Raw genomic sequence first — 12473 nt, forward strand, 5'->3', positions numbered from 1 at the left:
GCCGTTCGGTGCGGTCCTTCGCTTGTATGGGTCCTCGCCGCATTCCCACCCTGGAGCGTTGCCCTTGAAATCATTCGTTGCGAAGCGCGGTCTGTTCACCTGTCTCGTGGCCTCCTCCGTCGTTCTCGGAGGCGCCGCGTGCGGCCTCGAGGCCGAGCTCGACGAAACGGGCTCGGAGGTCGGTGAGGTGGAGAACCCGCTCACGGTCACCAAGGCCGCTGCGGGCGAGGCCGAGTGCACGGCCACGGTCTCCATCAACCGCGTCGATACCTCGCTCGTCAGCTCGTGCCAGGTGAGCTGCAAGCGCGATGGCGCGCTCAACCTGCGCCTCCACATCCAGAAGAAGTCCGAGACGGGCACCTGGTCGTCGGTGGCTTTCGGGTCGCTCGGCACCGACGCCCGCACGGGCGGCACCGTGAATGCGACCGCGCCCAACCAGCCCACGGGCATCTACCGCGCCCAGTGCTGGGTCGACCACAGTGAGCAGACCGTCCACCAGTCCAGCTACGTCTACGCTGGCGGCAATCTGGTCTTCTAGTCCAGTCTGTCTCCAGCCAAGAGCCCCTGCCTCTCAGCGCGCGCTGGACGTAGGGAGCGGGGTTCACTCCCGCCGAGCAGAACCACCAGGACTACCTGAGGTCAGATGAATGGCACCTCGGCCTCCAAGGCCCAGGGTCCACCCAGGTAGCGCCACAGCAAGAGGCCCTCGCCTCGCGCCGTGAAGGGCGAGAAACCCGCTTCCAGCGAGGCCTTCAGCGCGCGGGCCTCTTCGGCGGGAACCTTGTTCTGAACCGTCACGTGAGGGCGGAATCCCTGCCGATCCTGGGGCGTCAGCCAATGCGCCCACCGCCGGGCCAGCTCCGCGCGCAAGGAGCTCAATGGCGGAGAGACGATCTCGAACGCCACCCCGCGCCCCAGCGAGCGCGGACCCGTCACCTGTAGATCCACCGCGGCGGTGGGCGCCACCGCGCGCAGGTCCGCCTCCACCCTGTCCCGCTCCTCTCCGGGCAGATGGTGGAACAACGTCAGGTGCGCGGAGAGGTGGTTGAGCTTCGCCGGGAAGTGTTCCCGACGCAGGCGGTCGAAGCGGGAGAAGGTGTCCACATCGAGCTTCAAGGTCACGATGAGGGGTTCCATCCTCCTCCCCTTCCTTCAGCCCCGAGGCGCCTGGCGGCTCAGAACTCGGTGGTGCACTGCCACTGATTGAAGGGAATTTCCTGGCAGTAGCACCAGCCTTGCGCGCCATTGCTGAACACACAGGGCACTTCGGAGGTCGGGTTGCAGCCACGGTTCTGGATCTGCTCACAGGACGTGGCGAGCTCCGCCTTGTCCTGCTGCGCGGGCGCTTCGTTCCCGGTGCTGTCGGGCTCAACTCCCCCACCACACCCCACTCCCACTGCGGCGACGAGGAACGCGGACACGAGGACGGCTCTGAACATGCGTGAGGCCCCTTTCACGAAAGGAAACGGGATGGGACACAACTCGAGACGCGTTCGTCAAGCAAATCCACGTACAGACGATCTTGATGCTGTCATGGTCCAGCACGAGCGTCGCCGACACACCGTCCCCATCGATCTTCGATGTTGAACGTGCTCTGATGTGCCCGGGCAGTCACCTGTTGTCTCGACAATCACTTGCACAGGAGAAGTCATGAACGCGTTGATCAAGCCCCTGGTAAATCTGGCTGTTCTCTCCGTCCTCACCTTCGCGCCTTCCGCGCTGGCGGTCCTGCCTTGCGACCAGACGTGTGGAGAGAGCGTGCCGTGCGACAGCGAGTGTTATGTGGCGTGGCTGGGGCGCACGACCTGCGGTAAGGCCGGCCTGGAGTGCACGAGCGAACCCCTGGAAGCCTCGCAGGTCTCCAGGACCGAGCAGCGGTCCTCGTCCGAGGAGTCCTCGCTGACGTGCCATGCGCCGAAGCAGGCACCCGAGTCCTCTGCTCAGCCCGCCAGGAGCTGACGCCCGGTGCACGGCCAGTGCAGGCCCGCGCCGGGCTGAGCGCGAGCGTGCGTTCGGACCCCACGGTAGAATCCACCGGGCTCGCCGAAAAGGACGGCCTTGCATTGACGCCGCTCTCCTCATTCACGCTTCGCGGCGAGCCCGCGACTCGGAAAGGGCCCGTGGGCGCGCTTCTCCATGAAGGACGCGAGACGGGCCTGCGCATCCACGCCGCCATGCTCGAAGCACAGTTCCAGGTCCAGCCGAACCTCTTCCTGCTGTTCTTCACCGACGACTGTCCCTTCGAGGAAGAGCTTCAAATCCTGTTGCTGGACATGCACTTCCAGCTCCTGGATGGGCTCAGGTTGGGACAACCGTACACGCCGGGGATTCTCTCCGGGCTCGACGCCCAGGGTGAGCAGCGGCTCCTTTTCGACTTCTTCTCGGGCACACGCCTGCTCCTGAGCGTTCATCCCGAGGGCGTGTTTCACGTGAGCAGGCGCCTGCCGTCCTTCGCCAGACCCATCAAGGGCCGCTTCTTCGCCAGACACTATTTGACCCTCCAGAAAGCTCCGGGCGCCACGGACAAAGAAAACCAGGATGCCCGATAAGGAGCCGCGCTTTGAACTGGGCTTGACCCGGTGACGCGGACAGTTGGCTCTAGTACTACTATGTCATAAACGTCAGGCATTGCTGGAAATGGCCCCTGCACACGAGGGACCGCATTCCGCAGGCCGCGCCTCGGGCGTACTTGCTCGTATCTAATGGCCGAAACCTCCTCTGGACGCCGACCAATCCCTCAACTTTATGACACAGTAGTACTAGGTGGGGGAGGGCGGCGGTACGCAACTCAAGGCCCGCGACGGTGGGCGCCGGCAGGCGCCCTCTCGCTCATCGTTCTCTTCCTCTACTCGGCCTGCGCGACGCAGGGGCGCGGTGCGAGTCGGGAGACGGGGGGAGCGACGGCTGGGAGGCGGCGGCGGAAACTTAGGCGTGAGCGGTGCCGAGGGAGCTGCAGTTGGTTGTTGTCGTCTACGCGGGCCACGTCGAGGCGGGCGGGCAGACATGGGTGGTGGCCGTCACGCGGGAGGAGTACCAGCGCGCGGTGGCGCAGTTCCTCCAGCACCTCCAGGTGCAGGGAACACCACAAGAAGCCGCGCAAGGACTGCTCCAGGCCATGCCCGAGGAGGATCTGCTCTCCGAGGTGTCCCGCGACAGGGTGCTCACCTTGGCGCCCCTCGGCGACGAAGGCACACTCGTCCCCGCGGCCGAGGCGGCGCTCAAGGAGAAGAACCTCCGGTGGTGCCAGCCGCGCGGCGGCGGTGACTGCCTGGGCCTCGTCACGGACGGGCCCTACCTGCGCACCGACGACAGGCGCCCCCGGGCGCCCGCCCTAGCCTTCGGCTCGGTGCTGGACGAGACGCGAGCGGCCCTGGGGCGCGAACTCAGCCCACAGGCGGGGATGGCCGCGTTCTTGAAGGGCCTAGTCCAGCGCCGCCCGGGGATACCGACGTAGCGGCAGCTGCCCATGGTGGCAATGAACACTCGGTTTTGGCCCCCCCCGGCTCCCGTAGTGGGTGCGAGGAGGCACGAAGCAGCAGCGCCTTCCGGTGAGGGGGTTCACTCCACCACCTCCATCTGCATGGACTGCAGCGGAGGCTGTACCTTCCTCCGCAGCTGCTCCACCCACTGAGACTGTGGCGTCGCCGGCATGGGTGGTAGCGTCGGTGCCTCACTTCGAGGAGGCGCGCGTGGCAGCAACCTGGGACAATGTCCTGCCGAGTCTCATCACCAGCCTGTTCGACAAGGCGATCCTCGGCGGCGTGCTGGCCGTCGTGGGCTTCTGGTTCCAGAAGCGGCTTGAGGTCTACAAGCGCGACCAATCGCTCGCGTCGGAGTGGGCCAAGGCGCGCATGGCCGCCTACCACAGAGTGCTCTCTGCTCTATCGAAATTCGATATCGCCGTAGGTCTTCTGCAGGCAGCGGCGCTGGGCGAACTCCCTACCTCGGAAACCCGGCCAAGGACGGTGGTGTTACAGGAGAAGCGCGAGGGGTTTCAGACGGCCTTCAGGGAAGTACAGGAGGTGCTGGCACCGGAGCGGCTCCTCATTGGAGTCAGCTTCACAAGGGCGATTGCGAGATACGTAACCGAGTGCCACACCTACTTGGTGGAGCTACAGAACGGCGCGAGGCCTGATGAGCCCGCGCTTGAACGCAAAGACGCAGAGATCGACCGTCTCCGCAAAGCGATCGATCTCTGCCTGCCTCCGTTCGCCAGGCCCCCTGCTGGGGACCGGCACTTCAGCGCCCCGGAACTCGATGACGTCATCAGGGGTCTCGACGTGATGGAGATGAAAGGACCCAAGAAGTAGCCAGCGGACGGCGAGGGCCCGTAGGGCCCGCCCACTACTTACTGCACCACCTCCGGAGGGCGTACCCCAATCACTGGGGGGATGAGATTGCTTCGATAGCGTTCGCTGAGACCCTTGGTGGCTCGAACCGGACGCTCCTCTATTCGAACGGCAAGGTTCACAATGAGTAGAGCTAGTGGAGTGTCCGCGAAGTAATTCGACATAGTCGTTGGGAGCGCAACGCCCTACTCGGAGGCACGACCCGACCTGGTAATACCGGGTCGGGAAAGCGATGTCCGTCCTCTATGTTGAAAAACTTGTCGGACACTCCACTAGCCACTTGAGCTGGGGGGACGCGGCCGCGAGTTCGTCGTCGAGAACGTCACTATCAACTGAGGTGCGCAAGCCCCGTGCCGTGGGCCAGCGCCCGAACGTGAAGCAGAAGCGAAGGTGGGGGCGGAGGCTTGCGGTGGCGTTGGGTACGAGCCAGGCGCGTCAGCTCAAGCCCAGGGCGTTCAGGCAGTTGCGCGCCGCCTCTGGAATCTCAGGTGGAGGGACTGAATCCAGCGACTAGGTCGTCATCAACTTGAAACGCCTGCGGGTGCGAAAGGAGCGAAGTGCTCAGATGCACCTCTCGCTCCTCCGTCTCGGCTGCTGCCTCATCCTCTACCGCGAGTTAGAGCGCCACTTACGAGATGGTCCCTGAGGAGGCAGGGCATGTTACCTGCCCTCTCTGGTCCATTTTTGAAACGAGTTCTTACGAGTGAGGTTCACCAGATGAGCGAGAACATGAAGGGACTGCTCCTGGAGGATCGCTGGGCGCCTGTCACTTCCGAACTGGGATTTCTGGAGACGGATGCGGAGCACGCTGCCCGCGCATTCGCGGCGTGGCAGGGCGGGTTGCTGGCCCCCCGTGGCATCACCGTGGGGGTATCTCCGGTTTCAGGAACCCTGGAGCAGACTCTTTCCTCCCTACTGCCCCTGAACGATGCGGAGAGGCGCCGGCACCTCTTCATCCCAACGAGCAGTCCCTGGACGGCCTACATCGACAACGGATGGCAGGGGACCGATGCCGCGAGCGCCATGGCCTACATGGCCCGGACGATGGGCTGCCGGGGCATGCGTGTGGTCGCGGTGCCCCACACCCTGCGCAAGGACAAGGGCCGCTATGGCGCCGTGATGTTCGAGCTGTACGGTCCACGGCAGACGGACTGGCTCAACTACCTGCGCACCCTCCATGCCGCCAACGATGGTGGCCGCTGGGTGTTCGGCCAGTCCGGCGAGCCATTACCCTTCGAGAAGCTGGAGCGGTACCAGGCACGCAAGGTGCGGGACCGCTTCACCTTCGACATGCTCGAGGAGTACCTGCACCACCTGGGGCTGTCCCCCTTCCAGGAGGACTTCTACCTGCCCCAGGGCTCTCCCGCCTGGCTCGTGGAGAAAACAGGGCCTGTCGTCTCCACGCAAAAGGAGTACACCCTCGCTCAGGTCCGTGAGGACTTCTGAGGCGGCCACCGCGTGACTCAAAAGACACCGTTCGGCACCAACGAGTGGAAGGAAGGCGACTCTCAGGGTTGGACGGATTGCGGCAGACGGCCTCGGTCTTTCGAAATGGGCATGTAGCACTTGCCCTGATACTCGGCCTGGGTCACAGAGCAGGGAGGACGCCGAGCGAGCTCCATCCAACAACCCCCATTGATTTCGACTTCATCTGCCTGGGTTCTGCACGGAGCCTTCGCCTGGTTGCGAAAAGGCTGTGCGGGCAGAGGGTAGGCAATGCTCGGTGCCTGCGAATCCTCCGTATTGATCAAATCCGGTGCATCGGTTGAGGCAGGTCCTTGGGACTTCACGTCGGGCAAGATGGGCTCCGAGTGCTCGGGCCCGCTTGCCCCATGCAACCAGACGCCCAGTCCCAGCGCGAGCACGGCGAGGCCCGCGACGGCACGCGGACCCCATCGACCCCAGGGGCTCACCCGTCCTTCCGCGAGGTGAGCCTGCAACTGGGCGTTGTCCTCCACGCGTTCGACCGCGGCAGTCATCAGCACAAGGATGTCCACCAGTTCCTTCACCGGGACCGAGGCAGGCGCCTGCTCCACCTCCAGCGTCACGGAGGGCGGCTCTGGCTGACAGGAGAGCCGCAGCCGCCATACTCCCTCGGGTTGCCATTCCACACGGTCTCCGGGTAGCAGCGTCAGTGCTGCTCTCCCCGTGCCGGTATGCCGCGCTTCGTAGAGGCTTCCCAAGCCGGGCCCTACCTCCTCATATCTCCTGCCGAGCTGGAATGGCCCCGGCCCATCGTTCTTCCCAGTCTTCTCGTTCGCCACGTGCTGTCCCTTCGGGAATGCGCGCTTCACGCCCGCCCAGGGGAGCGGATTTGACTCCACGAGTCAAGTCGCTCCATGGGTCCTGTTGGGTTCTCCGAGGCCAGTTTCCTGAACCTGGCTGACGTCGTGCTCCAGCAGCGCTGCATCTACAGCGAGCAAGACGTGCACAGCGCACTCGGCGAGGAGCTCGGGGTCTGCGGTATGTACGAGACCGGCGGAGTTGGGACTTACCGCGCCGCGGCCCGGGCCATCTCCACCGAGCGCAGGATGGCCTCCGGAGTCGCCGGCGAGGCCAGCTCCACCGGCGTACGCGGCGGCCCGAAGGCGGCCACCGCATGCCGCAGCGCCGTCACCGCTCCAATGGCCAGCATCAACGGGGGCTCTCCCACCGCCTTGCTGCCATGGATGGTGTTGTCCTGCGGCGCGCGCTCCAGCAAGGCCACGCGGAAGTCCTCGGGCGCGTCCCCCACCGCCGGAATCTTGTACGTGTCCGGCGAGTGCGTGAGGAGCCGCCCCTTCGCGTCGAACAGCACCTCCTCGCACGTCAGCCACCCCAGGCCCTGGATGAAGCCTCCCTCCACCTGGCCCCGGTCGATGCTCGGCACCAGCGAAGTGCCGACGTCGTGCAGGACATCCACCCGGCGCACCCGGTGCTCGCCGGTGAGGCCGCTCACCTCCACTTCCACCACGGCGGCCCCGAAGGCGTAGTAGTGGAATGGCTTCCCGCGTCCTGCCACCCGGTCGTACGAGATGTCCGGCGTGCGGTAGTAGCCCGTGGCCGACAGCGACACCTGGGCCAGATACGCGGCGTGCACCACCTCGGCGAAGGACACCGAGCGCTCGGCGCGCGCGGGGAGGAAGACGCGCCCCCCGGTGAAGACGAGCGAGTCCGCCTCGCCGCCGCGTTCGAGCTGCAACAACCTCGCGGCCACCGGGCGCAACCGGTCCCGAATCACCTCACACGCCTGCTTCACCGCCATGCCGTTGAGGTCCGAGCCGCTCGAGGCCGCCGTGGCCGAGGTGTTGGGCACCTTGTCCGTGGCGGTGTTCATCACCCGGACGCGCTCGACGGGCACGCCCAGCTCGTGGGCGCACACGGCCCGCATCTTGGTGTGCAGCCCCTGCCCCATCTCGGTGCCACCGTGATTGAGCTGCACGCTGCCGTCCGTGTACACCATCACCAGGGCCCCGGCCTGGTTGAGGAAGCTCGTGGTGAAGGAGATGCCGAACTTCACCGGCTGGAAGCCGATGCCCCGCTTCGTCCACTTCGAGCTGGCATTGAAGGCGTCGATCTCCGCCCGGCGCCGGGCGTAGTCACTGGAGTTCATCAGCTCCGCGTGGATGCGCGGCAGGCGGTTGCCCTCCACGGCCTGTCCATACGGCGTCACGTTCGAGGGCGCGTCCCGGTAGTAGTTGCGCTCGCGCACCACCGTGGGGTCCATCCCGAGCCGCTCGGCGGCGCGATTGAGCACCTCCTCCATCACGAACATGCCCTGCGGTCCGCCGAAGCCGCGGAAGGCCGTGTTCGAGGGCAGGTTCGTCCGAGCCACCTGCCCGGTGAAGTGCAGGACCGGGATGAAATAAGCGTTGTCCAGGTGGAAGAGGGCCCGATCCAGGATGGCGCGCGACAGGTCCGTGCTCCAGCCGCCGTCGGAGTACAGCTCCACCTTCAGCGCGAGCAGCCGCCCCTCGGTGTCGAAGCCGGCGTCGAAGCGGCCCAGGAAGGGGTGGCGCTTGCCCGTGAAGGCCATGTCCTGGTCGCGGTTGAGCCACACCTTCACCGGCCGCCCGGTGGCTCGCGCGCCCAGGGCCGCCAGGCACGCGAAGGGCGCGGCCTGCGTCTCCTTGCCGCCGAAGCCTCCGCCCATGCGCGGCACCTCCACCACCACCTGGTGCCGCCCCGTGCCGAGCACCTCGGCCACGAGCGTCTGCACCTCCGTCGGGTGCTGGGTGGAGCACCACAGGTGCACCGCGCCGTCCTCGCCGGGCACCGCCAGCGTCACCTGAGTCTCCAGGTAGAAGTGGTCCTGCGCGCCCGTCATGCACTCGCCCGCGAGGCGCACCGGCGCGGCGGCGAGCGCGGCTTCCGGCTCTCCCCGGCGGATGGTGTGCACGTCCGAGAGGAAGGAGCCGGCCTCCACCGCCTCCTTCAACGTCAGCAGCGCGGGCAGCGGCTCGTACTCCACCTCCACCAGCGCGGCGGCCCGGCGGGCCAGCGCGGCGCTCTCCGCGAGCACCACCGCCACCGTCTGTCCGTGGAAGTGCACCTCGCCCTCGGCGAACAGGGGCTCGTCCTTGAAGACGGGGCCCACCTGGTTGTGCCCGGGCACGTCCTCGGCGAAGAGCACCGCGTGGACTCCGGGCAGCGCCCGGGCGCGCGAGGCATCCCTGCGCACGATGCGCGCGTGCGCGTGCGGCGAGGTGACGAGGTGCCCCGCCAGCATCCCCGGCGGCTCGGGCATGTCGTCCACGTAGACGGCTTCGCCGCTGGTGTGCTTCAGGCCGCTCTCGTGCGGAGCCGGGGCATGCAGGGGCGTGCTCGCCGGTGAGGGACGCTGGGCCTGGGGGGTCTCGGGAGAAGAAGGAATCGTGCTCATCCGCGTCACCTCACCTGCACCGTGGCCGTGTGCCCCCGCGCGAGCCGCGGCTGCGGCTCCGAGAGCGTCTCGTGGAAGAAGCCGCGCAGGAGGTTCTTCGCCACCCGCGCGCGGTACCACGCCGAGCCCCGGTGGTCGGACAGGGGCTGGAAGTCCTCCTCCAGCTTCGCCAGCGCCTCCTCCACCGTGGCCTCCGTCCAGGGCCGGCCCACCAGCGCGGCCTCCGTGCGCCGGGCCCGCGCGGGCGTGGCCGCCATGCCGCCATAGGCCAGCCGGGCCTCCGTCACCCTCCCCTCCCCGTCCACCACCACGCGGAAGCCCGCGGACACGGCGCTGATGTCCAGCTCGCGCCGCTTGGACACCTTGTAGGCCAGGGCCCTCGCGCCCACCGGTTGCGCCGGCACGTCCACGAAGGCCAGCACCTCGCCACGCCCGAGCGCCGTGCGCCGGTAGCCCTGGAAGAAGTCCTCCAGCGGCATCCGCCGCTCTCCCGCCCGCGAGCGCAGCACCGCCTCGGCGCCCAGCGCGAGCAGCACCGGCGCCATGTCACCGATGGGCGACGCGGTGCACAGGTTGCCGCCCACCGTCGCGCGGTTCTTGATCTGCCGCGAGCCGAAGTAGCGCAGCATCCGCTCCAGGGGCGGGCACGTGGCGCGCGCGTAGTCCTCCAGGTCCGTCAGCCGCACCGTGGCGCCCACGCGGTGCCCACCGCCACGAGGCTCCAGCACGCGCAGCTCGGACAGGGCCTCCAGCGACACCAGCAGCGGCGGCTCCGCGTAGCGCTTCGTCACCTCCAGCGACAGGTCCGTCCCGCCCACCACGAAGCGCGCCTCCGGGTGCTTCTCCAGCACGTCCCAGAGGGCCTCCAGCGAGCCGGGGGTGAAGAAGCGCTGGGCACCGGCCTCGTAGGCCAGCTCCATCGGGCCGGGCTGCGTCTCCGCGAGCGCCCGGGCGAAGCGGTCCGGCGGACGCAGGCCGGCCACCTGGCTCGTGGCCTCGCGGATGGGCCGGTAGCCGGTGCAGCGGCAGAGGTTGCCGCACATCTGCGCGTCCAGCTTCCAGGGCTCGTCCAGGTCCTTGCGGTGGCAGGCCTCCAGCATCGCCATGGCGACACCGGGGGTGCAGTAGCCGCACTGAGAGCCCAGCTCGCGCGCCAGCGTCTCCTGGACGACGTGGTACTTCCCGCCCTCCTTGAGGGCCTCCACCGTGTAGACGCGCTTGCCCTGCACCATGGGCAGCAGCACCAGGCACGCGTTCACCGCACGCAGGGCCGGTGCCCCCTGACCATCCTGCTCCAGGATGGCGACGGAGCAGGCCCCACAGTCCCCCTCGGCACAACCCTCCTTGGTGCCGGTCAGGTGCGCCCTGTCCCTCAGGTAGCGCAGCAGGGTGGTGGTGGGAGAGAGCCCCGTCTCCTCGACGGGCCGGTCATTCAGGAAGAAGCGCAGGCGTTCCATGGGCCTCCCCTGGCCCCCAGGAGGGAGGCCGGGGGGCCAGCGTACTACGGCCGGCGCGTTCCCGCCCGGTCAGGACTGGCAGATACCCGACACGGCTCAGCCCCGCAGGGCGAGCAGTGCCACCAGGCTGACGAGGAAGTAGGGGACCAGGCCCGCGGCCCCCGCGTAGTCCTTGGCCATGCGCTGGCCGAAGAAGAGGGCCACGAAGGAGAGCCCCGAGAGGGCCGCGCCCCAGATGGCCACCCGCGTGCCACCCGCGAACACCAGCACCACCACGCCGGCCGCGCTCACCGAGCCCGCTGCCAGCTCCAGCAGCGTGAGGGTGGCCAGCATGGGCGCCACCACCCCGCGCAGCGGGCTCTTGGCGAAGTGCCCGGTGAGCCATCCGAGGTTGCCCTTCCAGTCGAAGACCTTGTCCAGTCCGGACTGAAGGAAGGTGATGGCGAGGAAGAGGACGCACAGCGTCTGGACGAGCCAGAGCGGGAAGAGGTTCGAGTCGAGCGACGGCATGGGACGCGCACTCTAGCTTGCCTGCCCGCTTCCCCAAGTACCAAGCAGTGTCCGCGAGCCGTCAGCCGGGCGGTCTCCACCCCTACCTTCCGGTCGGGGGAGCCCCCATCGTCCGCCCATGGCCACTGAACAAGGTTCCCGGCGGGTCTTCATCGGGCTCATCCTCCTCGCCATCGCCCTGGTGCTGCTGGTCGCCTCGCCCTTCTTCGAGGCCTTCTTCCTGGCCGCGGTGCTCGCCGGGGCGTTCCAGGGCCTGCAGGGGTGGTTGACGCGGAAGTTCCGGGGGAAGAGCGGGCTGTCGGCCGGGGTCATCTGCGTGGGCACCGTCCTGGCCCTGCTGGCGCCCCTGGCCGCCCTCACCGCCTTCATCGTCTCCGAGGTCATCGAAGGGGTGAACTTCATCTCCAACATCGTGCAGCAGCGGGGACTGGAGGGACTGCTGGCCTACGTTCCCGGCCCGCTGCGAGACCACGCCGGACAGTTGCTGGATCGCTTCCAGACGCGGAGCGCCGGGCTGTGGCAGACGCTGCAGGAGCAGCTGAGCACCCGGGGCGCCACCGCGGCCCAGACGGTGGGCGGAGTCGTGGCGACCACGGGCTCGGCGGTCCTGCAGACGGCGATGATGCTCATCGCGCTCTACTTCCTGCTGGTGGACGGCGGGCGGCTCGTCACCTGGCTGGAGAGCGTGTCCCCCCTCAGGCGCGGGCAGACGACGGAGCTGCTGACCGAGTTCCGCAGGGTCACCAAGTCGGTGCTGGTGTCCACCATCGCCACCGCGGGTGTGCAGGCGGTGGCGGCGCTGGTGGGCTACCTCATCACCGGCGTGCCCGTGCCCATCTTCTTCGGGGCGGTGACGTTCTTCTTCGCCCTCATCCCGGCCATCGGTGGCGCCTCGGTGTGCATCGTCGCCTCCATCATCCTGCTGGCCACCGGCCACCCCGTGGCCGCCCTCATCCTGGCGCTCTGGGGCGTCATCGTGGTGGGGCTCTCCGACAACATCGTCAAGCCGCTGCTGGCCAAGCGCGGCATGCACATGCACGGCGCCATCGTCTTCTTCGCCCTGCTCGGCGGCCTGGCCGTCTTCGGCGCCATCGGCCTGCTGCTGGGGCCGCTCATCGTGGCCTTCTTCCTCTCCGTGGTGCGCATCTACGAGCGCGACTACGGCCGCCCCTCCGGGCGCCCCGGGGACCCGGGCACCCCTCCCCTGAACAAGCCCACCGTGCCCGAAGGTGAGGAGTGGGAGCCCTCCGGACTCCACCCGGAGGAGACGCACCCCCACTGAGTCTCCGAGGGGAG

At 67.8% G+C, this 12473-nt stretch carries 13 protein-coding genes; 7 read left to right on the forward strand and 6 right to left on the reverse strand.

Translation table 11 applies throughout. The annotated features are described in order from the left end of the window. Window positions 1-64: 64 nt before the first annotated feature. Window positions 65-538 carry a hypothetical protein gene (locus NR810_RS19485; protein ID WP_257454422.1) on the forward strand — a complete coding sequence of 158 codons (474 nt, stop codon included), beginning with the start codon at window positions 65-67 and terminating at the stop codon, window positions 536-538. Between the two features lie 101 nt (window positions 539-639). On the opposite strand, the gene NR810_RS19490 is transcribed toward NR810_RS19485, so the two are convergent. Both NR810_RS19490 and NR810_RS19495 read right to left on the reverse strand, forming a co-directional pair. Beyond that, entirely contained in the window at window positions 640-1137 is a 498-nt protein-coding gene (locus NR810_RS19490; protein WP_257454423.1) for a 2'-5' RNA ligase family protein, read from the reverse strand. 38 nt (window positions 1138-1175) lie between these two features. Next, complete coding sequence (locus tag NR810_RS19495; protein ID WP_257454424.1) at window positions 1176-1439, reverse strand: hypothetical protein; 264 nt, start codon at window positions 1437-1439, stop codon at window positions 1176-1178. 211 nt (window positions 1440-1650) lie between these two features. Here NR810_RS19495 and NR810_RS19500 point away from each other — a divergent pair, with 211 nt between their 5' ends. From NR810_RS19500 to NR810_RS19520, 5 genes are all read left to right on the forward strand, one after another. Then, on the forward strand, window positions 1651-1959 hold the full coding sequence (locus NR810_RS19500; protein WP_257454426.1) for a hypothetical protein: 309 nt from the start codon (window positions 1651-1653) through the stop codon (window positions 1957-1959). A 161-nt stretch (window positions 1960-2120) separates the two neighbouring features. Continuing rightward, window positions 2121-2549, forward strand: a complete 429-nt coding sequence (locus NR810_RS19505; RefSeq protein ID WP_257454427.1) for a hypothetical protein — start codon at window positions 2121-2123, stop codon at window positions 2547-2549. Window positions 2550-2938: 389 nt separating this feature from the next. Continuing rightward, window positions 2939-3454 (forward strand): hypothetical protein, encoded by a 516-nt coding sequence (locus NR810_RS19510; protein ID WP_257454428.1) that lies wholly within the window; start codon window positions 2939-2941, stop codon window positions 3452-3454. A 235-nt stretch (window positions 3455-3689) separates the two neighbouring features. Beyond that, the gene (locus NR810_RS19515) at window positions 3690-4310 is read left to right on the forward strand and encodes a hypothetical protein (RefSeq protein ID WP_257454429.1); all 621 of its coding nucleotides are present in this window, start codon (window positions 3690-3692) and stop codon (window positions 4308-4310) included. A gap of 768 nt (window positions 4311-5078) precedes the next feature. Further along, window positions 5079-5795 (forward strand): hypothetical protein, encoded by a 717-nt coding sequence (locus NR810_RS19520; protein ID WP_257454431.1) that lies wholly within the window; start codon window positions 5079-5081, stop codon window positions 5793-5795. 62 nt (window positions 5796-5857) lie between these two features. Here the strand turns inward: NR810_RS19520 and NR810_RS19525 are convergent, their stop codons facing one another. From NR810_RS19525 to NR810_RS19540, 4 genes are all read right to left on the reverse strand, one after another. Continuing rightward, complete coding sequence (locus NR810_RS19525; RefSeq protein WP_306818320.1) at window positions 5858-6397, reverse strand: hypothetical protein; 540 nt, start codon at window positions 6395-6397, stop codon at window positions 5858-5860. Between the two features lie 443 nt (window positions 6398-6840). Beyond that, on the reverse strand, window positions 6841-9210 hold the full coding sequence (gene xdhB / locus NR810_RS19530) for a xanthine dehydrogenase molybdopterin binding subunit (RefSeq protein WP_257454434.1): 2370 nt from the start codon (window positions 9208-9210) through the stop codon (window positions 6841-6843). Between the two features lie 5 nt (window positions 9211-9215). Further along, window positions 9216-10667, reverse strand: coding sequence for a xanthine dehydrogenase small subunit (gene xdhA, locus NR810_RS19535; protein ID WP_257454436.1), 1452 nt, complete (start codon window positions 10665-10667; stop codon window positions 9216-9218). Between the two features lie 96 nt (window positions 10668-10763). Beyond that, complete coding sequence (locus NR810_RS19540) at window positions 10764-11177, reverse strand: DoxX family protein (protein ID WP_257454438.1); 414 nt, start codon at window positions 11175-11177, stop codon at window positions 10764-10766. A gap of 118 nt (window positions 11178-11295) precedes the next feature. Here NR810_RS19540 and NR810_RS19545 point away from each other — a divergent pair, with 118 nt between their 5' ends. Next, window positions 11296-12459 carry an AI-2E family transporter gene (locus NR810_RS19545; protein WP_257454440.1) on the forward strand — a complete coding sequence of 388 codons (1164 nt, stop codon included), beginning with the start codon at window positions 11296-11298 and terminating at the stop codon, window positions 12457-12459. The last annotated feature ends 14 nt before the right edge of the window (window positions 12460-12473 follow it).

It is taken from the genome of Archangium lipolyticum, assembly GCF_024623785.1.
In the GTDB taxonomy this organism is placed as follows: Bacteria; Myxococcota; Myxococcia; order Myxococcales; family Myxococcaceae; genus Archangium; species Archangium lipolyticum.